This window comes from Vibrio sp. SCSIO 43140, assembly GCF_023716585.1.
Taxonomy (GTDB): Bacteria; Pseudomonadota; Gammaproteobacteria; order Enterobacterales; family Vibrionaceae; genus Vibrio; species Vibrio maritimus_B.
In genome coordinates, this window is sequence record NZ_CP071851.1 from 977305 (window position 1) to 1001712 (window position 24408).

18 protein-coding genes and 1 pseudogene are annotated in these 24408 nt (G+C 44.1%); 8 read left to right on the forward strand and 11 right to left on the reverse strand.

What is annotated here, in order from left to right; all coding sequences use genetic code 11:
• Positions 1–1135: 1135 nt before the first annotated feature.
• Together yciH and J4N45_RS22925 are read right to left on the reverse strand one after the other, a co-directional pair.
• Positions 1136–1447, reverse strand: a complete 312-nt coding sequence (yciH, locus tag J4N45_RS22920) for a stress response translation initiation inhibitor YciH (protein WP_252017203.1) — start codon at positions 1445–1447, stop codon at positions 1136–1138.
• Between the two features lie 4 nt (positions 1448–1451).
• A complete protein-coding gene (locus J4N45_RS22925; RefSeq protein ID WP_042471621.1) occupies positions 1452–1817 on the reverse strand; it encodes a DUF3319 domain-containing protein in 366 nt (121 codons plus the stop codon).
• Positions 1818–1910: 93 nt separating this feature from the next.
• Here J4N45_RS22925 and J4N45_RS22930 point away from each other — a divergent pair, with 93 nt between their 5' ends.
• Positions 1911–2867 (forward strand): tyrosine-type recombinase/integrase, encoded by a 957-nt coding sequence (locus J4N45_RS22930; protein ID WP_252017204.1) that lies wholly within the window; start codon positions 1911–1913, stop codon positions 2865–2867.
• Here the strand turns inward: J4N45_RS22930 and J4N45_RS22935 are convergent.
• Both J4N45_RS22935 and J4N45_RS22940 read right to left on the reverse strand, forming a co-directional pair.
• On the reverse strand, positions 2864–3859 hold the full coding sequence (locus J4N45_RS22935; protein ID WP_252017205.1) for a D-alanine--D-alanine ligase: 996 nt from the start codon (positions 3857–3859) through the stop codon (positions 2864–2866). The genes J4N45_RS22930 and J4N45_RS22935 overlap by 4 nt on opposite strands.
• Before the next feature lie 157 nt (positions 3860–4016).
• A complete protein-coding gene (locus J4N45_RS22940) occupies positions 4017–4637 on the reverse strand; it encodes an SPOR domain-containing protein (protein WP_234497845.1) in 621 nt (206 codons plus the stop codon).
• Positions 4638–4902: 265 nt separating this feature from the next.
• Between J4N45_RS22940 and J4N45_RS22945 the strand changes: the two genes are divergently transcribed.
• Positions 4903–7581, forward strand: a complete 2679-nt coding sequence (locus tag J4N45_RS22945) for a bifunctional acetate--CoA ligase family protein/GNAT family N-acetyltransferase (RefSeq protein ID WP_252017206.1) — start codon at positions 4903–4905, stop codon at positions 7579–7581.
• A gap of 51 nt (positions 7582–7632) precedes the next feature.
• Here the strand turns inward: J4N45_RS22945 and J4N45_RS22950 are convergent, their stop codons facing one another.
• Positions 7633–8520, reverse strand: coding sequence for a LysR family transcriptional regulator (locus tag J4N45_RS22950; RefSeq protein WP_252017207.1), 888 nt, complete (start codon positions 8518–8520; stop codon positions 7633–7635).
• A gap of 197 nt (positions 8521–8717) precedes the next feature.
• Here J4N45_RS22950 and J4N45_RS22955 point away from each other — a divergent pair, with 197 nt between their 5' ends.
• Positions 8718–10919 (forward strand): TonB-dependent hemoglobin/transferrin/lactoferrin family receptor, encoded by a 2202-nt coding sequence (locus J4N45_RS22955; RefSeq protein ID WP_252017208.1) that lies wholly within the window; start codon positions 8718–8720, stop codon positions 10917–10919.
• A gap of 72 nt (positions 10920–10991) precedes the next feature.
• On the opposite strand, the pseudogene J4N45_RS22960 reads toward J4N45_RS22955, so the two are convergent.
• The 3 genes and pseudogenes from J4N45_RS22960 to J4N45_RS22970 all read right to left on the reverse strand — a co-directional run.
• Positions 10992–11831, reverse strand: a pseudogene (locus J4N45_RS22960) (IS3 family transposase); the annotation flags it as partial.
• A complete protein-coding gene (locus tag J4N45_RS22965; protein ID WP_252011981.1) occupies positions 11831–12334 on the reverse strand; it encodes a helix-turn-helix domain-containing protein in 504 nt (167 codons plus the stop codon). The pseudogene J4N45_RS22960 and the gene J4N45_RS22965, both read right to left, overlap by 1 nt.
• A 125-nt stretch (positions 12335–12459) precedes the next feature.
• Positions 12460–12825: an NADH:ubiquinone oxidoreductase gene (locus tag J4N45_RS22970; protein ID WP_128648771.1), complete on the reverse strand. Its 366-nt coding sequence runs from the start codon at positions 12823–12825 to the stop codon at positions 12460–12462.
• 505 nt (positions 12826–13330) lie between these two features.
• Here J4N45_RS22970 and J4N45_RS22975 point away from each other — a divergent pair.
• The 3 genes from J4N45_RS22975 (at position 13331) to J4N45_RS22985 (ending at position 17323) form a co-directional block, all read left to right on the forward strand.
• A complete protein-coding gene (locus tag J4N45_RS22975) occupies positions 13331–14563 on the forward strand; it encodes an L-lactate MFS transporter (RefSeq protein WP_252017209.1) in 1233 nt (410 codons plus the stop codon).
• Positions 14564–14752: 189 nt separating this feature from the next.
• Entirely contained in the window at positions 14753–17107 is a 2355-nt protein-coding gene (locus J4N45_RS22980) for a fatty acid cis/trans isomerase (RefSeq protein WP_252017210.1), read from the forward strand.
• 30 nt (positions 17108–17137) lie between these two features.
• Positions 17138–17323: a hypothetical protein gene (locus J4N45_RS22985; protein WP_042471637.1), complete on the forward strand. Its 186-nt coding sequence runs from the start codon at positions 17138–17140 to the stop codon at positions 17321–17323.
• 120 nt (positions 17324–17443) lie between these two features.
• Here J4N45_RS22985 and J4N45_RS22990 read toward each other — a convergent pair whose 3' ends face one another.
• Both J4N45_RS22990 and torS read right to left on the reverse strand, forming a co-directional pair.
• Positions 17444–18541 (reverse strand): Fic family protein, encoded by a 1098-nt coding sequence (locus tag J4N45_RS22990; protein ID WP_252017211.1) that lies wholly within the window; start codon positions 18539–18541, stop codon positions 17444–17446.
• 120 nt (positions 18542–18661) lie between these two features.
• Positions 18662–21583 (reverse strand): TMAO reductase system sensor histidine kinase/response regulator TorS, encoded by a 2922-nt coding sequence (gene torS / locus J4N45_RS22995; RefSeq protein WP_252017212.1) that lies wholly within the window; start codon positions 21581–21583, stop codon positions 18662–18664.
• A 160-nt stretch (positions 21584–21743) separates the two neighbouring features.
• Here torS and torT point away from each other — a divergent pair, with 160 nt between their 5' ends.
• Both torT and J4N45_RS23005 read left to right on the forward strand, forming a co-directional pair.
• On the forward strand, positions 21744–22772 hold the full coding sequence (gene torT, locus J4N45_RS23000; protein WP_252017213.1) for a TMAO reductase system periplasmic protein TorT: 1029 nt from the start codon (positions 21744–21746) through the stop codon (positions 22770–22772).
• Between the two features lie 158 nt (positions 22773–22930).
• A complete protein-coding gene (locus J4N45_RS23005; RefSeq protein WP_128648739.1) occupies positions 22931–23386 on the forward strand; it encodes a methylglyoxal synthase in 456 nt (151 codons plus the stop codon).
• Positions 23387–23469: 83 nt separating this feature from the next.
• On the opposite strand, the gene J4N45_RS23010 is transcribed toward J4N45_RS23005, so the two are convergent.
• Positions 23470–24357: a LysR family transcriptional regulator gene (locus J4N45_RS23010; protein ID WP_252014721.1), complete on the reverse strand. Its 888-nt coding sequence runs from the start codon at positions 24355–24357 to the stop codon at positions 23470–23472.
• Positions 24358–24408 lie beyond the last annotated feature (51 nt).

Below are 24408 nucleotides of genomic sequence, written 5' to 3' on the forward strand. Positions count from 1 at the left end.
GTTTTTTTATGTCTGACGTATAGGTATTAATAATTCGAATAGATAGGCAGTAAAGCAACGAAACGCCAGCTTTCAAACGAATATTTTGCTAGGAACTTGAGCTATAACTAATTAATTCAGTAAGATACGGCAGAATAAATCACTAGCTGCGGTTAGTAAAAAGTGTAATCTGTAACTAAGTTACAAGCCTAAATCTGGGAGTTGGGATTGCTAGTGAAATATTCTGCTTTATTTATGGGGTCTACAAAAGCAGTAAGTATTCACATATGATCTTCGAAGATCTTTGTTCAGGAGGGAGCCGCCTAGCACGTAGCATTAGAAAAACGGACAGGTGCGACAAAACATAGGCCACAAGACATCTCGATAGTTAAAGTTACGATGTCACAAAATTAGTGTGAATCCGTACTTAAACTCAGTCGACTTGTTGATACGTAGACGTAGACTCACTGCCGATTCGGTTTGTTTAAGGAAGTAGATGTGCTTCGGCTTACTCAAAGACGGAAAGCTTTTAATTAATAGTGTCCGCATCGAACAGCATTAGTTTTGCATGTTCGTTTCTATGATTGCTACCGTAAGGCTACGTATCAGCAATTGCGTCGCTATGAGACAGTTCAAGTCCGTCACCGGTTTTAAGTAAGAACACTGGATGCTTACGAATGGGCAACCGAATTTTTGGCGGAATGGTTATTTTAAGAATGGTAACGTCAGGCCGAACAATTCAATTCCACAATGCAGATTCGATTGTTAAGCTATTGGCTAGTGTTTGTAGAAAGCACTTGAGTTCAACGTCAACGCGCCAAATGGATGGTTGGTGTATTGGGGTTCAACGTGGTGTTTTAAAAAATTCAAATTGAGATTGGCTATGGGTTTTAAACCGGACATTACAATATTGCTCTTACATTCCGACTGCGCATTATGTATATTATGTTAAATAATGTGTTAATCTCCTTAAAATCGTTGTTGTTTACTCTAACCTTCTCCTCTCTGGACGCGCTATTTAACGATAACGCTGATTTACCATAAAATACCTAATAACCACATTATCTTAATCTGTCGATTTAGATAATGTGGTTCTAGATACGACAATGCCAACACGTTCATTATGTTGGCATTGTTTGTTCGAGTCTTATTTGCGTTAGCCGCCAGCGAGTTTGACTGTGTAGCCTTTCTTCTCTAGCGCAGCTTTGATTTTATCTCTTGCGTCACCTTGAATCTCGATCGTTCCATCTTTAACAGAACCACCGCAACCACAAACTTTCTTGAGCTCTGCGGCCAAAAGCTTTAAAGGTGCGTCATCAAGATCTAGACCTGTGATAATTGAAACGCCTTTGCCTTTACGGCCTTTAGTTTGCTTTTGGATTCGCACAATACCATCGCCTTTTACGCGTTCTGGTTTCTGCTTTTCTTCTTTAATTCGGCCTGTTTCCGTTGAATATACGAGAGTCATAGTATTACTTTGCTTGTTCTGCTTTTTTCTTTGCGACTAGGTAAGCTTCGATATGTCGCTGAATAGCAAGCTTACCACCTTTGATAAGTTTACCATTAAACATGCAATACCACGCGTTGTTTTCACCGGTATCGTTCTTAATAGTGAAGCCATGGAAGTTTTCTTGCGCACCTTTCGACGGCGCTCTTTCCGAACTCGCTGCTAATGTAGAAGGATCGATAATTGAAGCAGTATCGCACCACCAATCTACACTCTTTTTAACGGCTGCCAGCGTGCCCTGCAATTCACGGTTTTTTATGGTGACCTTCCAAACTTGATTGGAAGAGCCTATAGATTTAAGGGTAAACCCTCGATAACTCGCTAGAGCCATAAAGACTTGTCTCTTATATCGTTGATGTAACACTGTCCGTCGGACATGTTATCAGTTATTGTATGGCAATCAATTAAGTTATAGTGCATTAGTATGAAAAAAGACATACCTCGGATTACAGAATCTGACAAAGCTAACAGATTTAAACACTTACTTAGTTCAGGAATAACCCCAGATGAGTTTAATGAACTGACTGCTCACCGGTATTCACGTAGTACAAATCTGGCAATGGCAAAAGACTGGCGTGTCTTTAACGATTTCTGTTTAGAACGCTCGCGTCCCTCTTTACCTGCAACTTCGCTCTCTGTTCTAGAGTTCATCGAACACGTGAGTTCAAAGAGGAAATTTAGCAGTATTAGACGTTACGCGGTCACTATATCCGTTGTACATTACATTCTAGGTTATAAAGACCCTACTCAAGCACGTGAAGTAACTCTTGTTATGAGTAAACTTAAGCTTTCAGGAAAATCACAGGTAAAGCAGACAATACCATTTACCTCCGCTCACCTAGCGCAAATTCATACTAAATTAGCCGGTAGTGACGTAAAAAAGGACGCGCGAGATCTCGCTATGTATTATTTGCTTTATGAGTGCGCATTGAAGCGCCGTGAGCTCAAAGCTATGAAAGTAGAGGATATTTTAGAAGATGATGAGCGTTACGCCGTAACTATAGACGAAAGATGTTATCCATTATCAGCCGAAGCAAGCGCAAGCTTAAGGGGTTGGCTGGTACATGTTCCCTACTCTTATTTGTTCCGTGCTATCGATCGACATGGCAACGTCGGAGAAACTCAACTTGATGATTCGTCTATCCATCGTGTCTTACAAAGAGCAAGTCAATTGTTGGGACTGAACAACTCGCTTGGCTTCTCTTCTCAATCAGGACGTGTCGGCGCGGTTCAAGAAAAGACCCGTGAGGGAATGAAAATACGTGAGATACAGGAGTTTGGACGTTGGCAAAGTCCTGCAATGCCACTGCAGTACAGTGGCAAAACGTCGTTGTCAGAACAGCAAAAAGCGATTTTTAAGACTAAGAAAAACTACGATTAGCGAAAAGCTGATTCGATACAGTCACTTAAAAAGTCGGAAAATGGTACACCTGAATGTTCAACCATTTTCGGAAACATTGAGATAGGCGTCATTCCTGGAAAGGTATTCACTTCGTTTAGATAGATTTTGTCGTCATCCGTCAGGAAAAAGTCGATACGTGATAAGTGTCGTAACTTCATTTGCGTAAACACTTTTCTTGCCGAGTCCTGAATTAAATCACGCTGGGCTTGCGTCAAGTTAGTGGCCTCAACCGTCGTCGTGGAGTGACTATCGGCGCTGTATTTCTCATCATAGCTATAGAACGAACCATCTGGAGCCGTTACTTCTCCTGGCTGCGTAATAACCAGCTTGCCCTCAAACTCATAGGCAGCCACTTCGAGCTCTCGCGGTTTAACCGACTGCTCTACAACAACTTGATCAGAATATCCAAACGCTGCATCAATTGATTCATCAAGCTTTGCTTTCTCAGTGACGCTGTAACACCCAACTGATGAGCCCTGTTTCGCAGCCTTAACGAAGACTTTGCCCCACTTATCAAACGCTTCATGAGATGCGTTATGAGCCTCATCGTCGTTTTCCGTCAGAAAAAGGTAAGGTGTGTTTGGAATCCCAAGTGTGTCATACCATAATTTGGACGTAATTTTGTTGAAGCTATTACTGCTCGCCTCTGGCCCACATCCGAGATATGGAATGTTCGCCATTTCAAACAACGATTGAATATCACCCGTTTCCCCAGGAAAACCGTGAATACATGGCACCACATAATCTATGTCCAGTTTAAGATGCTCACCAACCAGTGCTTTTTGGTTTAGGTCTAGTACTACAAGGTTCCCATCACTGCATTTCCAGCCATCAGTCGTGATCTCAACTCGAGTCACATTGAATCTAGCGTTTAATTTAAGCTGACTTTCTAGATAGTTGGCAGATACAAGAGAAACTTCGTGTTCGGCAGAACCGCCACCACACAGAAGAAGAATATTGAGTTTTGACATCTTAAGCTTGTCCTTAGATTGCTTTCATCGAATGATAAACGATTGAAGAGGAAGATTCAGTCCAAAATCTGTTAAAACTGATATTTATTCGATTAGGTGGGCAGATTACATACAAAAACGCCCAGCGCTTCAGCACCGGGCGTTTTGTCACTAATTCTTAGTTCAGTTTGCTTAACGTTGGATAATCAGATTTCTTGATTTTATCGATACTACGAACAAACGGTTTTAGGTCTTGGAACTCTTTTGGTAGCGTCTGGATAGCTTGCTTAGCTTTTACCTTAGACGCAAAGTCTCCATACAACAAGGTGTACCATTTTGTACCGTTAACCACTTTATAGTTTTGCCATACTGGCTGAGTACCTTTAGGTAGTTTGTCAGCAAACTGTGTGACCTTATCTTGACTACCCACGGCTACCACCTGAATGGTATATCCAAAACGGTAGTCTTGCTCTGCTTGTTTCTTCGATGGCGGTACAATCTTCACGACTTTACTACTTTCAGCTTGTTGAGCCGTAGCTGGAGCCGGTTGTGATTTGGCCTTCGCTGCCGTTGATTGCGGTGCTACTTGCTGTTTTGGTTCGCTTTTTTGAGCGGCAGTGACCGGTTTTTTCTCTGCAGCGACTGTCGTTGTAGTCGCTACAGCAACGGGAGCTGCTGCTTTCGCTTCTACTGGTTGATAGTCTTCACGATAACTTTCCGACTTCACTTCTGTTGTGTAATCACCAGAGGCGCAAGCTGCCAACATAGCCGCCAAGCTCACTATCACTACTTTTTTCATTGTATCACTGCCTGAATTCATTGTTGCTTATCCTTAATCAGACAGGAACGATTAGAATTTGAGATTCAAAGTGCCTGTCTTATCTACCTGTGACATGTTACACAATAATTGAGGTACAGCAATACGTTATCTCCATTTTTAAGAGCATACTAGCTTTAATCGATTTAAAGCTAGACTAGTATTGTGTGGTATATGTCCTCGCTGCTTTAATGTGTCTAAAGCAGTGGCTGTTGCTCGGTTTCAATATCCGCTTTAGGGAGAATCTATGTCGTTGGATACACTTTTTAAACCTACTTCAATTGCGGTTATTGGCGCGTCGAGCAAACCAAGTCGTGCAGGTAGCGTGGTGATTAAAAACCTTTTGATGGGGGGCTACCAGGGCACAATATTACCCGTACATCCAAAATACAAATCGGTAAATGGAATACTTTGCTACCGTGCCATAAGTGAACTTCCTCTGATCCCGGATATCGCAATTCTGTGTACCCGCGGCGACCGTAATGTGGACATTATTAATGACCTCGCAATTGCAGGTGTAAAGGTTGCGATCATTATGGCGTCAGACATGTCTGTACCCTACGATGAACAACTTACCATCGAGCAAAAGTGCCTACAGATAGCGCAGCAGGCCGGAATGAAAATCGTCGGGCCCAACAGCCTTGGTGTTCTTCTTCCGTGGCAAAACTTTAATGCTTCTTTTTCTCCTGTTGATTGCTTACCAGGGAAACTTGCATTTATCTCTCAATCGTCGGCGGTATGCACAACGATCCTCGATTGGGCAAACGACAAAGGGATCGGCTTTTCGGCCTTTGTTTCTATTGGCAGCGGTAGCGACGTCGATTTCGATGACATACTTGATTATCTATCGCGGGATAGTAAAACGGAAGCAATTCTCCTCTACGTTGACTCTATAAGAGACGCGCGTCGGTTCCTCTCTGCAGCGCGTGCGGCATCACGAAATCGTCGTATCTTGGTACTCAAGGCTGGGCGTCATCAAACTGGTACCCCTAACGTCTCAGCGACTGCTGCTTCTTTTGATATCGTTTACGATTCTGCGATTCAAAGAGCTGGTATGCTGAGGGTAAACAATACTCATGAGCTGTTTGCAGCGGTTGAGACACTCACTCATTCGGTGCCTCTTCGTGGTGAGCGCTTAGCGGTTATTACTAATGGCATGGGGCCAGCCTTAATGGCGCTAGATACCCTAGCTGATAAAGGCGGAAGTCTCGCTCAGCTATCTACGGATACCATAGAGGCGTTAGATACAGTTCTCCCAAAAACGTGGTCTAAAACCAACCCTATTGATTTGGGAGGTGATGCGACGTCTGATCGGTATTGTAAGGCCGTTCAGATTATTCTTGATAGCGAAGATATTGATGCGTTACTTATCATGCACAGCCCTTCAGCAACGGCGGAGTCGACAAGTACTGCTCAAAAGATCATTGAGACCGTCCAAAAACACCCTAAATCCAAACGCTTTAATATCCTCACTAACTGGTCTGGCGAAGCTACCGCAAAAGAAGCAAGACTTCAGTTTACCAAACAAGGGATCCCTACCTATCGGACGCCGGAAAGTGCAGTTACTGCGTTCATGCACCTCGTAGAGTACCGCCGAAATCAATGGCAGTTGATGGAGACACCAACCACCACCGACTCATATACCACTGAGCAACTCGATAAGGCGCACGATTGGTTAGCCGGACATATTTCAGCACTTCCAGATTCAACAGGCTCGACCGCTCTAGAATCTCACGTATGTGAACAACTTTTTGATCTATTAAATCTGCCGACGTTACCCACTTGGCTCGCTCACGAGCCTACGGAAGCAATACATCTTGCCGATAAGATTGGTTATCCTGTTGCGGTCAAACTTCGCTCCCCCGATATTGCACATAAGTCTGATATTCATGGTGTGATGTTAAACCTAAAAGACTCTCAGGAAGTCGCAAATGCCGCTCAATCTATCCTTGATCGAACTCGCCTCTCCTACCCTGATGCTCGAATCGAAGGTCTCACCGTCCAACAAATGGCTAAGGTCGCTGGCGGTCAAGAGATTAGAATAAAGGTTCTAGCCGATCGTACGTTCGGCCCTGCTATTTTTATTGGCCAAGGAGGGTCGGATTGGAACATCGCCAAAGAGGCGGTGACAGCATTGCCTCCACTAAACATGGCACTGGCTCGATATCTGATCATTAACGCCATCAATAAAGGTGTACTGAAATTTCAACAGTCGACTAACACAATAAACCTTGCGAAACTTGCTGGATTTTTAGTGAAGATATCGCAAGTCGTTGTTGCCTGTCCGGAGATTCATGAGCTCGATATACATCCACTTCTACTCAATGGCGACGACATTACTATCTTAGATGCGTCGGTAGTCATAAAACGCTTTGAAGGTGACCCACAAGCTAGACTCGCGATCCGCCCGTATCCAACTGAGATGGAACAGGTTTTGACGCTTCGTGATGAGACTAGAGTATTACTTCGCCCTATTAGACCTGAAGATGAGCCGTACCACGCCGACTTTATTAATAACGTGACGAAAGAGGATTTGTATAAGCGTTTCTTCTCAGATGTTGGAGAGTTCAATCATGAAGCGCTCGCCAATCTAACTCAAATTGACTATGACCGAGAAATGGCGTTTGTCGCCGTCGACCTGAGCCACAAAACTCCGCATATTATTGGTGTATCAAGAGTGCTGGTCACACCTGATAATAGTGATGCGGAGTTTGCCATCCTGATTCGCTCCGATCTAAAAGGAAATGGTCTAGGTCGTATACTCATGAACAAAATCATCGACTACTGTAAGAATAAACAGACCAGGCAAATCTCTGGTATGACAATGCCGACAAACAGAGGCATGTTAACCCTAGCTCAGAAACTAGGGTTTGAACTAGACGTACAGTTCGAAGATGGCGTTGCAGATATGGTACTCAAGCTGTAAAGCTAAGTTCGTGAGTTCAGTTTTGAAGTGACAATGGGGGCGAAAACGCCCCTATTTTAGATCCCACTCTTTTGTCAGGTGTCGTATACACCATGACTTAGCTTCACCGATGTTGTTGCGTTTCCATGCCAAAACAACATCAATCTTTGCGACTTCTGTGTTTGCTATTTGTTTGAGTGAACCTTGCTCGATCAATTTTTCAGCAACTTGTGTTGGGAGAGTTCCGATGCCCAAGCCAGAAATTAAAGCTTCAACCTTCGCATCTAGGTTGGAAACGGTCAATCTAGGTTGTTTCTCTAAGATGTTAACGCTCAGCGCTGGTTGCTCTCTTGCAGTGTCGGCTATCGCAATAACACGGTATTTACTTCGAGCGTCACTGTCGAAGTCCCCTTTTCGCTTATGGACATAATGATCGGAAGCCGCTACCCATGTCATTGACATTTCGCCAAGCTTTTCCGCTTTAACACCTTGTGGCAAGACTTCAGGCTGCGGGCAGACTAGAAGATCGCAGCGACCTTCATTGAGCGACTCCCAGCATCCTGCTAGCACTTCCTCTTCAAGTTTGATACGAGTTTTACTGACCATTCCTAGCTTGTCGACCAGATCAAAGAAATTGTTCACCGGAATAATGCTGTCGTAAGCAATGGTTAGGTCTAGCTCCCATCCATTAGCAATCAACCTAGCCTCATTGATCATGCTCTCGGTGGCTTGCAGTATCACTCGCCCTCTTTCCAAGATGAGTTTGCCCGCCTCTGTAAGAGTCGCTTTATGCCCTGAGCGATCAAAAATCATGATGTCTAAGTCTTGCTCAAGCTTTTGCATTTGATAACTCAGAGAAGACGTAGCGCGATCAAACTCGCCGGCTGCAGCAGCGAACGAGCCTCTGCGCTCTATTGCATCAAGAATAGTCAGTGCTTCTAGTGTAATCGATACCGACATTAGCAGTCCTTTTCAGTGAAAACTCTTAACTTACTGACAGTGATAGCAAAAACAATGCAAGAACACAACGTGAGTATTTTATAACCACTCAATCACATTTATTAATGAAAATAATAGTAATTCTCATTATGATCTGTATTATCTTCGGCAACTGCCCTTTGAAGGCTCACACACAATCAAAATTATGGACTAAAATGATGTATCAGTTTCCTTTCAAGAAGCAGCTCATTGCGACTTCAGTTTTAATGGCAATTGCCCCCCAAGTTTTCGCAGAGAACGAGCAAAAAAAGTTTGACGAAGTCGTTGTTGTTTCGGCCTCTAAAACACCACAGGCCTACTCAGATGTATCGACTTCTATCAGCAAAGTGTCTAGCGACGAGTTCGAGCAGGCAATGGCGAATGACGTCAAGCAAGCCGTGAAATACCTACCCGGAGTAGAAGCTGAAGGTAGTGGTCGTTTCGGACTATCTGGCTTCAACATTCGTGGTATGAATGGTTCGAGAGTCAAGATTATGGTGGATGGTGTACAACAACCTGTCGCCTACAATCCAGGTGCTGGCGAACAGAGAAAGTATCCAAATGCCATTGAAGTCGACACCCTAGCAACTATCGAGGTAAACAAAGGTGCCTCCTCTTCGGTTTTTGGCTCTGATGCCGTTGGTGGTGCTGTCGTCATGCGCACTAAAAATCCGGACGATGTTTTGGTGACCGATGGAGATGAACACCGATTCGGTATTAAGACCGGTTACAGCTCAGCAGATGAGAACTTCAAAACCACCGCTACTTGGGCAATGCGCCAAGACAAGCTCGAAACCTTACTGATGCTCACTTATGCAGATGGGTCTGAAACAAAAACACACGGCAGTGGCGCAGATGTGGTTGGTGATCAACGTGGTGCAGCGAACCCCGCTAGCAAGCAACTTGGCAACGTACTCGCCAAAGCATTCTACCAGTTAAACGATAACCACCGTATTGGTCTGACCGGTGAGTATTATGATTTTACGCACAAAGAAGACGAACTTTCTTACTACGGTATTTCTATCCCAATGGGCCCTGGTTTTGATTTTACCTATAACAGCCGTAATACCGAAGATAGAAACAAGCGTTTACGCCTTGGCTTTGAGCATGAGTGGCAAGTCAATGCGGCAATTGCGGATGATTTAAAATGGTCGGTCAATTTTCAAGACAGTAGCAGCCTAAACAAAAACTATGACAACACTAACATTTACGGTGACCGCTTAAGACAACGAGATGCGCAAGACAGTACTTGGCAATTCGACACTCAGCTAAATAAGCAACTCGATTTTGATAGCCACTATCACCTACTTACTTATGGTTTGAACTACAAAAACAATAAGTTTCAGCTAAACAACGATGACTTCAAGTCTAGTGGCGATACGGTAGGTTCAACGGGCGTACCAGATGCAACAACCGAGAACTTTGGGTTATTCGTCGAAGATCAGATTTTCCTTTTGAACGAGCGCCTTGTATTGAATGCGGGTCTTCGTTACGACAGCTTTAAGACTGATCCGAAAGCGAGCGAAGGATACACCAACGAAATAAGTCCGTATCAAGACGACGACTTCTCAGCCAAACTTGGCGCGGTATATCATCTATCCCAGCAGTACAGCGTATTTGGTCAAATTAGCCAGGGTTTCAAAGCGCCGACGGTTCACGACCTTTACTATACCTATAACCAAGGTGCGATCATCAAAGCAAACCCTGAGCTAAAGTCAGAGCGCAGCTTATCTTATGAACTTGGCTTTAGAAGCCAATCGAATGTCGCTAAATATGAACTAGTCGGTTTCTACAACCAATATACCGATTTCATCTCTAGTAAAGATCTAGGCACTGATCCTGACAGCGGTAAAGATGTTTACACTATGGTGAACTTAGATAACGTAGATATTCGAGGCGTTGAGTTCTCCAGTGATGTTGCGTTAGATGAGCTTCTGGGAGCTCCGCAAGGCCTATATACGCGATTCTCGTTGACCTACACCGATGGTGAAGACAAATCGACTGGTGAACAGCTTGATACAATCACCCCGCTTCGTTCAGTTTTCGCTTTAGGTTACGACAATCTTCAAAATAACTGGGGCTTGTTGAGTTCGGTAACAATGGCAAGTAGAAAGACCGACTGGCAAGACCATGATCAACCTGACAGTGAGAAGAATGTTGACGCCCCAGGTTATGCGGTTGTTGATTTAACGGCTTACTACAGACCGATGCAGGATCTAACGCTTCGTGCCGGCCTATTCAATGCGTTCGATGCCAAATATTGGTTGCATGACGACCTTCGCTACAAAACGGTTGTGCCGGGCTCAATGAGTCCAAAAAACTATGACCTATATACTCAACCAGGTCGCAACTGGTCGGTAACGCTAGAATACCTCTTCTAAGCCAAAGGTAATTAACGACTGGCACAAAAAAACGCCTCATCATGAACTGACCCCATAAAGTTGGACTCATTTCTAAGCGGCTGCTAAGGCTTGATTTCGATATGCTATCGGACTCAGGCCTTTTAACTTCAGCTTAATTCGTTCGTTATTGTAATAGTCTATGTATTCTCTAATTCTTTCAATCAGTTCATCTGCACTTTTAAAGACTTCGTTATGATACATCTCTGTCTTGAGTATTCCGAAGAAGTTCTCAGCAACCGCATTGTCTAAGCAATTCCCTTTTCTAGACATACTTTGAGCGAGCCCTTTCTTCTTGAGATGGTTTTGATACGCCTTATTTTGATACTGCCAGCCTTGGTCTGAATGCACGATGGGATTCTCATGCTTTTTAAGTGTCTTTATCGCCTTTTTTATCATGTCAGTGACCAAGGGTAATGCTGCTGACTTACGCACCTCATAACTCACGACTTCTCGGTTGAATAAGTCGATAACGGGTGACAGATAAACCTTCTGACCATCGACTTTAAACTCGGTCACATCCGTTACCCACTTTTGGTTCGGTTTGTTGGCATTGAATTCTCTTTTTAATAAGTCCGAAGCGATCCGCCCAACTTCGCCTTTGTATGATTTGTATCTCTTGGGCCTGACCTTGGACCTAAGACCAAGCTCAATCATAAGACGTTGAACTCGTTTATGGTTAATCACCATGCCTGCCTTCCTCAAGGTGCATGTGATTCTGCGATATCCATAGCGCCCTTTGTGTTGCTGATAGATATCACGTATTTGCCTTTTTAAACTCGATTCAGAGTATGACTCCTGTGTTGTATTACGATGATAGTAATACACACTTCGGGCTAACCCAGTAGCTTTGAGTAAATGGTGCAAGCGGTACTTTGCCTTGAGCTCATCGACTACGAGTGTCTTTGCTTTGCTTTTTTCTTTTTGGCTTGAGCCAAGGCCTCTAACTTTTTTAGGACAGCATTCTCTGCACGTAAATACTCAAGTTCCTCTCTTAGTTCTTTCTCTGTCATCTGCTCAGATGGCTTAGGTTTAAGAGAGTGGTTTGTCATGCAAGGTCTGCCTTTTTTCTGTGGTTTAAGCCGGGATATACCCTGCTGAGCATAAAGCTTTTGCCATTGAAATAGTATCCCTGGAGACGATAAATCAAAGTAAGCACTGGTATATCTTAAGGACCAGTTATTAATACGCATAGTCTTTAGAACTTCTAGTTTAAAGTCTTGACTATAGGGAGCTTGCTCGTGACGAAAGCTATTTTCCCCATGAATTTGATAAACCGACACCCAATAACGAATTTGGTCTGACGATACTCCGAATTTAAGGTCAAGAGCTCTTGACCCCTCGTGTTGTGCATACTTAGCCAATTTTAGCTTGAATGCTCTGTGGTGTTTGGACATAAAAAGACCCCCAGTAATTGGAATGTCCAACTATTGGGGGTCAGTTCAATCATTTATATGATGAGGCGTTTTTCTATATGAGGTGAGTTAGCTAGGTAACATACCTTGGAAACAATAAATAGCCATTAAGCAGTTTGAGCTTTAAGTCCTTTAGGTGCTGGAGTAATGCTGTCTTTGTAACTAAACCACAAATAGCTCACCGCGATGAGGTAGAACAAGTAAGACAGTGCAAACACGATTGGAGAAGTAATTAAATCATTTGAGATGCTCAACCCTACCCCGACTACGGTCACTGTTAGCTTAGCGATCGTGCCTAATAGAAGCAGTCCCATAGCGAATTGTGGGAAACGCATGCTTGCAAACGCAATCATGTAACACGCGCCTACCGCTAGCGAGGCAATTGATAAACCAAGTAAATAAGAGTGGATATGGTCAGCGGCAGCGTAACCAGCGCCTAGAGACACACCAAGTAACATTAGGATTTTTGTCATGAACATAAGTCACCTCAATAAACAAATACAATCGCGATTGAAATGTCCATTTTCAATTTTGAAATCTCATTTTACGTGTATTGTTATCCCTAATTAAATTGATTTCAAGCTCATTTTTTAACCACTACAAGGACAATATTCTTTTATTAATTTTCTGTTACATATAGACAACATTAGAAAACCCAAATCCACCGCACTTACAGTATGTTACGTATTTTACTTTGCGTTAACTTCATATTGTAACAATGTATTTACAACATAACTTTTTTCAGCTCTTGCTAAATTTGTGATCCAGCGACTTTGTGTAATAAAAGACACTATAAATTAAACTCAGTTTTACATATCCATTACATAAATAAGTTAATTGAATTTATTCGGAAAAATCGATTCCAATTGTAGGAATATTGGTTATAATCCGCGCTCGATTGCGCTATCTGTTGATAAACGCAAACTAAATTTGAGTGTTTAACCCCCCGAACGTTGTTCGACATATCAGAGAACAAAAATGAGCAAGATTGATAAAGCAATGCGAATTCTGATTGCAGGATTCTGTATCAACCTTTGTCTTGGCATCCTGTATGCTTGGAGTGTATTTAATAAAGCCCTAGTGAGTGAATGGGGTTGGAGCGCAGCTGACGCGTCTTCACCTTACGCGATCGCGACCATCACTTTTTCTATCTGTCTTCTAGTAGCGGGCGTACTTCAAGATCGCATGGGTCCACGTAACATCCTTATCTTGGGTGCGACGCTAACGGGTCTAGGTATGATTGCATCAAGCTTTGCTGAGTCAGTAATGATGCTTAACATCACGTTCGGTATGATCACAGGTGCAGGTATCGGTTTTGGCTATGCATGTCTGTCACCTTCAGCAATGAAATGGTTCCACCCTTCTAAGAAAGGCATGGTAAACGGTCTAATTGCAGCAGGCTTTGGTCTAGCAGCTGTCTATCTTGCTCCCCTAACCTCTTCTCTGATTGGTTCTATGGGTATTAGCTCTGCATTCATGGTTCTTGGTGTTGGTGTCCTTATTATTGCAGTCCCTCTAGCAGCGACTATCAATAACCCACCAGCTGGTTATCAACCAGAAGCGCCAAAAGTAAAAGCGGGTCAAGCTCCGGTTCAAGTTAAGAAGGCTACTGACATTAGCTGGAAGGCAATGCTGAAAACCCCTCAGTTCTACTCACTATGGGTAATGTACGCATTTGCTGCTGCAGCAGGTCTTATGATCATCGGCAACATCACGAACATTGCAAGTGTACAAGCTAACCTGCCAAACGCAGTGTACTTGGCATCACTACTGGCTATCTTCAACTCTGGTGGTCGTATTGCTGCTGGTATCCTATCTGATAAGATTGGTGGCGTACGTACGCTGATGCTCGCGTTCATCCTTCAAGGTGTGAACATGGTATTGTTCTCAACGTTTACGTCTGAGTTCATGCTGATCATCGGTACCGCAGTTGCAGCGGTTGGTTACGGCACGCTACTAGCGGTATTCCCATCACTGACAGCCGAGTACTACGGCCTTAAGAACTACGGTACGAACTACGGCGTTCTTTATACCTCTTGGGGTATTGGTGGCGCTATCGGTGCAGCGATCGTTGGTTACTCGATGACTCACGGTGGCGGTTACAACCTAGCTTACACAATTTCAGCGGTGATGATGGGCGTATGTATCGTACTTTCACTTGTCACTAAGCCGATTACAGAAGAGAAAGCAGCGGAACTTAAAGCAGCATAATTCTTCTGGTTTATATAAATACCATCGCATTGAAAGCCTGACATTTATGTCAGGCTTTTTTTTGGTCTTCTTTCTACTCCAATAGGCATCTTTCTTCGTTAAATATTGGAAAATTATTGATTTATCCATGAAAATTAGCACTATGCACGAAGGAACGACTCGCACTACGCGACGCATTGAGAGCACACTATGATAACAAGACGATTTTCTTTAACACTGCTAATCCTCATCTTTTCTGGATGTGCGACCTACGCAGGCCTCAATTATGACCAGCTATTTGGTCAGCCGGAAGTTAGAGACAGAACGGTCCCCTCTTCTTCTCCAGAGGCGGATGAATTCCTAACTCAGGTAAAACCAATCATCGATAATCGCTGTGTCGTTTGTCATGCCTGTTACGATGCACCATGCCAATTAAAACTATCATCCGTCGACGGAATCGACAGAGGAGCCAGTAAAGAACTTGTTTATCAAGGAACCCGTTTGACAGCATCACAACCAACTAGACTGTTTGAGGATGCACAAACAACCGCAGAGTGGCGTGAGCTTGGCTTTTTTCCAGTGTTAAACGAACGCCAACAATCACTCGCTGGTAACTTAGACGCAGGTTTAGTAGCAAGAATGCTCACGCAAAAAGCGCGTCATCCACTACCTGAAACGGATCAATTAGAAGGCTTCGATTTCTCTATTGCACGTGAGCAAGTCTGCCCGACTATTGAAGAATACGACGCCTACGAGGCAGAATATCCTTTGTGGGGCATGCCGTATGGAATGCCAGCAATCACCAATAGTGAATATCAAACCCTTATCTCTTGGCTTGGCAGCGGCGCGAAAATGAATGCTCCTTTGCCACTGACAGAAGAAGAGCAAGGGCTGGTGGATGAATACGAAAAACTACTCAACAACGACGCGTTGAAGAACCAACTTACCGCTCGCTACATATACGAGCACCTCTATCTTGCCCATCTCTATTTCTCAGAAGTAGAAACGGAACGTCGCTTCTTTACGATAGTTCGTTCATCCACTCCGCCTGGGCAGCCAATTAAACGTGTGGTGACTCGACGCCCATATGATGATCCGGGCGTTGAGCGTGTGTATTATCGCTTGGTTGCTGTGCGCAGCACCATCGTTGATAAGACTCATATGCCATTTGCACTCAACATGCCACGACTTGAGAGTTGGTATCAGTGGTTTATCGAACCTAACTATAACGTGGCTGAGTTACCGAGTTACGATATCTCGGTATCAGCAAATCCAATGACAGCCTTTAAAGATCTACCCGTCAAAGCAAGATTTAGATTCATGCTTGATAATGCTCAGAATACCATCATGGCGTATATCAAAGGTCCCGTTTGCCGTGGTCAACTTGCCCTTAACGTGATCAATGATCGTTTCTGGGTGTTCTTTCTAGATCCTGAAAAATCTGATCTACCAGAAGTCGACGAGTTCTATCAGCAGCAGGCAGAGAACCTCAAACTTCCAAGCGAACTTGAGAGTAATACTGTCCCTATTACCAATTGGGTCAAGTATGCAAATCAGCAAACTCGCTATTTAGAAGCGAAGTCAGAGTTCATGAATAAATGGTTTGAAGGTGGCAAACACCTCACGACCGATGTGCTCTGGACGGGTGATGGAGAAAACCCAAATGCGGCTCTCACCGTATTCCGCCACTTCGACAGCGCATCCGTAGTTCAAGGGCTCGTTGGCAATCAACCCAAAACGGCTTGGATCTTAGATTACGCCCTTCTGGAGCGAATTCATTACCTGCTTGTGGCCGGTTTTGATGTTTACGGTAATTTTGGTCATCAGCTCATTACTCGCATGTTCATGGACTTCTTAAGAATGGAGGGTGAAAGCAACTTCTTAGCACTGCTACCAAACACGGTTCGCCATGAAGAGTTCAGCAGTTGGTACCAAGAGCAGAGCCCTCAATTTAGTGAGTTTTTGCAGCGTAACATCAAACCATTTAGTCAACCGACTCAGGTGTTGTATCTGACGCAAGACTACAAAAAAGAGTTGTTTGATAAGCTAGAGAAAGAGCTAGCACCTGTTTTACATGATCGCTTTGATATTGTGAATACGGGGCTTTCTTCTGAAAACGAAGCATTGCTGCGTAGTATCGACGACATCAAAGGCGAAGGACTCAAGACAGTACCTCAGATCGTCATGGTGATGATCGAAGCTGAAAATGGCAACCAGCAGTTGTTTACCCTGCTCCACAACAACGCTCACATCAATATCTCGAGCCTGTTCTCTGAAGAGAAAAACCGCGACTACAAAAACGATGACTTCACCTTCGTTCGAGGTGTGATCGGTAGCTACCCAGGTGCGTATCTAAGTCTCAAAGAGTCAGACATAGAAAATTTTGTCAAAACTCTGCGAGGCATCCAAGGAGAAGAGGACTACGTGAAATTGCTAGACAATTATGCAGTTAGACGAACCTCTAAAGATTTCTGGGGATTTAGCGATCAAGTTCATGAGTTTTACCAGCGCACCCAACCTATCGAATTTGGTCTATTGGACTATAATCGATTTGAGAACAGATAGGTGCTCTCGTTAGCTCTTAGGAGGTGTGAGATGAGCATTAGAGATAGCATTGAAGCCATCGAGCAACAGATTTATGTTGCCTGTTCAGACGGTGACTACGAGACCGTCAACATGTTGGAACACCAACTCGAACATTTGAGAGGACTCTCAAACAAAGGGTTAGATGAAGACCCATATGCAGTTGAACACCGTACTTACTTCGAAGATGAGTGGTAGGCTTGAATACTGCACATACAACAAAGGGCTCACATTGTGAGCCCTTTGTTTATTAAGTGAGATGTTTATTCGGTGATTTTAATTTTGCGATAGAGACGGATGTCATCATCCTTCTAAAGTTTACACTGGAAGCTGATATCTCGTACTTCGCCCACCACCTGACTTAACCAAGCATCCTTGTTCTACTAACGCCGCCAAATGTCGTGTTGCGGTTGGTTTACTCACTTTGGCGACTTTGTGGTACTGAGTAGTATTGATGCCATCTGAAAAATCGCCATCCAACATACGATTGATCACTTTCATTTGTTCTTTGGTTAACGTCGTTTGGTCGACATTGCGCCAGAAGTTGGTCTTGTATACCGTCTGATTGATTTCCTTGTGTACCTCATCGAACGTTTGGTTCAGCGTATTAAAAAACCAAACCAACCACTCAGTAATGTTCATATCGCCTTTCTGAGTCTGCTCCAAGACCTGATAATAGCTTTTCCGATTCGCAAGGATACCCACTGACATTGCGTAGAAACGAACCGACTGATGTTCAGCCTGCGCTAACGCAAGGTCTGTCAATAAACGAGTGATACGACCATTCCCGTCGTCCAGTGGATGAAGCGTGACGAACCACAAATGAGTAATAGCTGCTCTAAGTAATGGATCAAGCGACGTATCACTCAGCGAATCATTGAACCAAGAGATAAACAACTTCAGTTCAGCGTTAAGTGCGTCTCGGCCAGGCGCTTCAAAGTGCACGATAGGTTTATCGATACGGCCAGACACAACTTGCATCGGCGCCGATCCGCGAAGTTCACCGCCCGTGACGGGGTTAAACATCGTGTACCCCTCGGGGAATAGCCTAGCGTGCCAATGTAAAACCCTTTCAAGCGTTAACGGTTCATCAAGGTTTTCAACGGCATCTAGCATAATTTCTGCTAGCCCATCAGTCTGGTCAGTGGTTGGAAAAGGGTGTTCTTCCGTCATACCAAGTCTATTTGCCAATGACGAGCGAACGGAGAAAGCGTTCAGTTTCTCGCCCTCTATCGCACTAGAGTGGATGATATTAGCCAACAGGGTATCTAACATACTCTCTTTGTCATCGACTGCATGGTTGAACATCTTGCCAAGTAAGATGCCCTGATTTAAGCGAGTCTGCCTAACCAGTGGCTCAATGATCTCTTTATCCCAATGAAAATTTGGCCAGTCAGACTGCTGCCAGATCCACATGATGACTCCTTGAATTGATTACACCCAACAATCTAATCAAATTATGATGTGAATATCACTGTTAATCAACTCATAATTCGATTAGATAAAGCATGGTAATCAAATCAATGAACTTGAGAGTTAAACTGTATATTCATCCAGAACCGTTGTTAACTGCTTGCTTGCGTGCGCCCGAGCATTTATTAACAACTCCAAAAGCTCTAAAAAGCGTCCAATATGGTCGTCGGCAGTTTCAATCGCTAAACAGACTTCAAACAACTGAGATAAGCCCAATGCGGCAGCACTACCTTTAAGCTTGTGGGCTAATGATTTCACCATCGCCTCATCGTCTGTCTGTGCCGCTATCTCCAAGTCTTTTATTGTCATTTCGCTCGACTCAACAAACGCATTGACGATCTTCCGCACCCGTTCAACACCCAAGACGCTAATATCCCCCCTTACCACACTCTCATCAATTATCGCGATCTCATCCAATGTATTGAACGTGGCGGTTTCACTTGGACTGTTCACAGGTTTGAATACCTCAACTTTGCTAGCTAAGTGTTGCTGAATGATGTCACGAAGATCTTCTCTATCAACAGGCTTTGGCAGATATCCGTTAAAGCCTGCTTCCAAGTAGGACTCGACTTCCTCGGTGAACACATGCGCAGAGACGGCAATCATCGGTGTTTTACCTTCTTGGCCGCGCTTGCGCTCTATTTGTTGGAAAGCATGTAGAAGATCCACACCACTACAGTCTGGTAGATTAATGTCGACTAACGTGATGTCGAACTCATGTTGTTCAAACATCACCTTGGCATCTTCACCCGTTTCAGCAGCAATCACATGGTGTCCCATATTCACCAAGAATCCTTCAGCCACCATAAGATTTACTGTGTTATCTTCTACCAGAAGAACACGACCATTTACCGTTTCAGCACCACCAATCGGTGTTGTGATCTCTTGACCTTCTAGGGTGCACTGTTCGAGCGGAATAACAAACCAGAAGCGGCTGCCTTCACCAAGGTATGAATCAACGTAAATACCGCCGTTCATCGCGCGAACCAATCTCTGGCTAATCGCAAGCCCCAAGCCAGTGCCTCCAATGGCTGAATGCCCCGAATCTGCTTGGGTAAAGGCTTCAAACAGCGACAGTTGATCTTCCGGACTTATACCAATGCCAGTATCCGACACTTCTATCATGACGCAGCTTTCATCGTCCGGGTCCAGAGATACATAGATATCGACTTGCCCTTCTTGGGTGAACTTAATGGCATTTCCGACAAGGTTATTGAGCACCTGACTCAGTCTTGTCACGTCACCGCAATACACATCTGAGACATCACTTTCTATATGGAAGCGAAAGTCCAGATTCTTTTCCAAGGCTTTACCTAGCATCAATTGATAACAGTCTTGTACCATACGGTAAAGGTCAAACGGCTTGTTACGGATCTCTAAATGGCCTGCTTCTATCTTTGAGTAATCAAGCACATCATTAAGAATGGCAAGCAGGTTTTGTCCGCTACGGTTGATGGTTTCAAGGTAACTTCTCTGTTGCTGATTCAAAACCGTATCTTCCATCAGCGCCGCTGTGCCGAGGACACCATTCATTGGCGTACGAATCTCATGACTCATGGTTGCTAGGAAGGCAGATTTTGCACGGTTCGCCTGCTCTGCTGCATTACGCGCTTTGGCGTGGTTGAGTACCTCTTGATTGAGCTTTTCATTGCTGGTTTGAAGCTGTAACGTGCGCTCAGTAACAATCTGTTCGAGTTGGTTTTTGTGTGACTCTAACTCTTTCTTCGCTTTGGCTTCTGCTTCCGCGACGACTTTAAGCGCCTGAGCGGTATTTCTCGCCGTGATAATGGCTTGCCCCATGTGAGCAAGCTCGTCGTTCCCCTTAACGCTTACATCAACATTAAGTTGACCCTTGGCAATTGAAAGCAAGGCGTTGGAATACTCTGCCAAACGCTTGACTACCGAAACGTACACAACGCGCCAAACAATCACTACAACAACCATGAAGCCGATGATGGATAACACACCAAGTGTCCATTGTGCATAACTTAAGGTTTTAGATAAGTCGTCGACCGCTCTAGTAGTCGCTAGGTTTGATTGGTCTACAAGTTTGGACACCGTCGCATTTAACGTGGTGAATAGCTCCAGTGTTTCTTGCATTAACGTTTGCGAGCGCTGTTTTTCGTAATGCTTTTGCTTAAGTGAGCTGAAAATGGATTTCCCATCGGCAAGATCCTTTAGCAGTTCCGCCATTTGTGCCGACCGTGTGGGATCCTCTACGCCAGGTACGCGTCTCTGCATGATGTTAATATTGGACTTATACTGACGCTGGAGCTCTTCAATACGTCCAAGGTCTGATACCGTGCGAGCTTCTTCAATTTGATTCAGAGTTTTAAATGCGAGTAAGTGGAGCTCATGTAACCGCTCAGACAGATCAAGATCGACTTCCACTAAGCTATCTAATGCGTCCAAGGCCGCCGATTTCTGTTCTTGCTCTAATAAACCATAGATATGAGTGACGTTTGCCACTGCGATAGTGCTGGTATTAAGTACTTGAGTACGAGTCAGTTGTTCCAGTTCATCGGCTTGAACACGAAGTTCAGCCGTTTGCTCGTTGATCGACTGGTCAAGGTTAATTGTTTGCTCTACTGAACTTCCTAGCTCAGCAAGGCTATCAATAATAGATTGAACAGTTTGCTCAAGTTCATCGAGTAGTTTGGAATCAAAGGAATCGGAGCCGAGTGCTTTGATGTGCATTAGTAGGGATTCAAGACGACTAAATAGAACACGTCCCGCTTCTTGATGCTGAGACTTAGTTTTCGCATTAGAAAGTACTTGGACGGACGCAATAATCCGCGAGCTCAATTCAGACACTTCACGAGCTTCTATCATAGAGGGTATTGCTGTATCGACAACATTTCGCTCTGTTTTTGCGACGAACGAAAACCCAGATACGCCTATCGCTGTAGAAAGCAATACAAGCATCGCCATGACCAAAAATGAAAACAACAGCTTTCGACCAATGCTGGCTTTAGAGAGCAACATAACCACCCCTATAGAATTCCCACTTTTTACGTCCAAAGCTTAACTGACAGTGGTTAGGCTGAGCCAACCAATCACATATAGTGCTTGCCGATACGGAATGGACTGTATTACGCTATATTTTGCAATGTTGGCGACCGAGATACCACTACACGTTTACGATATGCCTAAGAATAATCACGTTTTTTCCACCATTTGTGCCTTAATTGCCACCACGAGCGTGCCGTTTTTGTCCGCCGAAGTGAATGCAGCACAATCTAAACAGGGTGAAGCAGCTGAAAAAGTCTGTGCTATCTATCCACACCTGAAAGATTCCTATTGGTTATCCGTTAACTATGGAATGGTCATGGAAGCGGAAAAACAGAACATTAACCTGAAAGTGTTTGAATCAGGTGGCTACCCGAATGTCGATAAACAACGCTCACAACTTATTGCTTGTCGCGATTGGGGAGCTGACGCCATTATCCTAGGTACGGTATCGCCCACTGCCTTTAGTAATGATCTAAGCCAATATACTAAAGATACGCCAGTTTTCGCGACGGTGAATCATTTGGTCGCAGACAAATCTCAAAAGTCACACATAAAAGGCGTTGTGGGTGTTGATTGGTACTGGATGGGTTATAAAGTTGGCGACTTCCTTGCGAAGAAACACCCTAAAGGAAGCGGCACAGTCGATATCGCATTTTTACCAGGCCCACAATCAAGTGGCGGCACCAAGCCCGTAATACTTGGTTTTTTACAAGCCATAAAAGGTAGCGATGTTAACGTCATGGACACCCTTTGGGCAGATAACGACAAAGAGTTACAGCGTAACTTAATTCAGGAAGTTATCGAAAACCAACCTGCGCTTGATTACATTGTCGGCAGCGCGGTGGCAATTGAAGCCGCCATCAGCGAACTTAGAAACAACGAAGCTCACAAAGATATCGAACTACTGTCTATCTACCTCAGTCATGGCGTGTACCGAGGACTTCTGCGCGGTAAAGTTGAACTCGCTCCCACTGATAAAATGGTTGAGCAAGGAAAGCTATCAGTACAACAAGCGGTAAGCTACCTAAGAGGACAAGCTTATCAACCAGACTTAGCGCCACAGATTGAAGTTCTGTCACCAAAGGCATTGGATGAGAGCATAGTAGCCGAATCGCTATCCCCTAGCGCGTACCGGCCGATATTTAGCGTTGAAGCAGATTAACTGTCACAGATATCAATTATGGTAATTGCACCGTAAATGACTAACATTTAGTATCAAAGGCTTACCATAAATAATCTTAGATAAGATGAGATTTCAATGACTATTCACCAATATCAGTAATTATTGGAATCTACAGGTTAAAATTTAGGAAAAAATACATGCAAAAAACCATTCGCACTATGCCAGCGCACAAACACATTGCTCTGGTGGCTCACGATCACTACAAACCAGAACTTCTTCGTTGGGTACAAGAGAACAAAGAAAAGCTACAGGGTCACTTCTTGTATGCAACTGGAACGACGGGAAATATGCTGAGCAAAGAGACCGGGCTTGCGATTAAAAGCATGATCAGTGGCCCAATGGGTGGTGACCAACAAATTGGTGCACTGATTTCCGAAGGTAAGCTAGACATGCTTATTTTCTTCTGGGATCCACTCAATGCGGTTCCACACGACCCAGATGTGAAGGCATTGCTTCGAATCGCAAGTGTCTGGAATATCCCTGTAGCAACAAACCGTGCTACGGCTAACTTCCTATTTGAATCAAATCTTCTTGAACAAGAAGTGGAGATTGAAATACCGGATTATGACGCTTACTTGGCTGAGCGAATCTAACAATAGTCACTCCCTACTTCTAGATAGATAAAATCCCTGCAAAAGCAGGGATTTTTTGTACGTAGTCTTAACAGTCGAACCCTTTACTCGCCGCTCTCACCCGCTTGTTGAACCACGAATGATGTGGCTGGTTCAACGGTATTAATCAAAGACTCTACCTGTAAAATCGCCTCTAGAGACGTGCTGTTCTTGCGATAGCTAATATAAAGGGGACGAGACCACTCGTCCGCACCTTCCACTCTGTGGAGCTGTCCAGACTCAATAAAGGGCTCTACCAATGATGCGGGTAGATAAGCACAACCACCCTTCTCTAACACAAAATCTAGAGCGATGCGTCCGGTTGAGGTACGCAAGTAAGGTGCTGGAATACTCGGATGACGGTCGGCATGTTCAAAACCAAACTGTGTGCCCCAGTCTACATAAACGTACTTGCTCGTGAACGCTGTTTCGATATCACTCGGTTCAGTGGACACCAATACCAACTGAAGTTCGGATATCTGATGGCTCTTAAACTCTTCAACTTTGAATGGATCGAAAGAGAATGCGACGTCCAAGGTTCGCTCTAATAGCTTTCGGTTGAGCTGCTCGCGACTTAATGACTCCGCGACAAAGCCATAGCCCGATAGAGAATCTGTGACAACACTTAAACCGTTTTGCAGGTACGCATCCCAGATATTCGGAGTACCGCCTAGTGTTAGCTGCAGCGCCTTATTACTTTCAAGAGATAAGTCGAACGTCGCTTGTTTAAGTGTCGACACCATAACTTCTGCATAGCCGATTAACCTTTGCCCTGCAGAAGTAAGTTGTATGTTGTTGCGGTGACGAGTAAACAAACGAGTATCAAAGTATTCTTCAAGCTGTTTGATCCGAGCGCTCACCGCCGCTTGGGTAATGTAGAGGTTTTCGGATGCGCGACCGAAGTGTTTTTCCTTAGCGACTTCAAGGAAAGTTTGGAATACTTTTACGTCCATATCATGACTCTTATGATTATTCTAAGTTTTTAGAGCTAACATTTTGGTTAG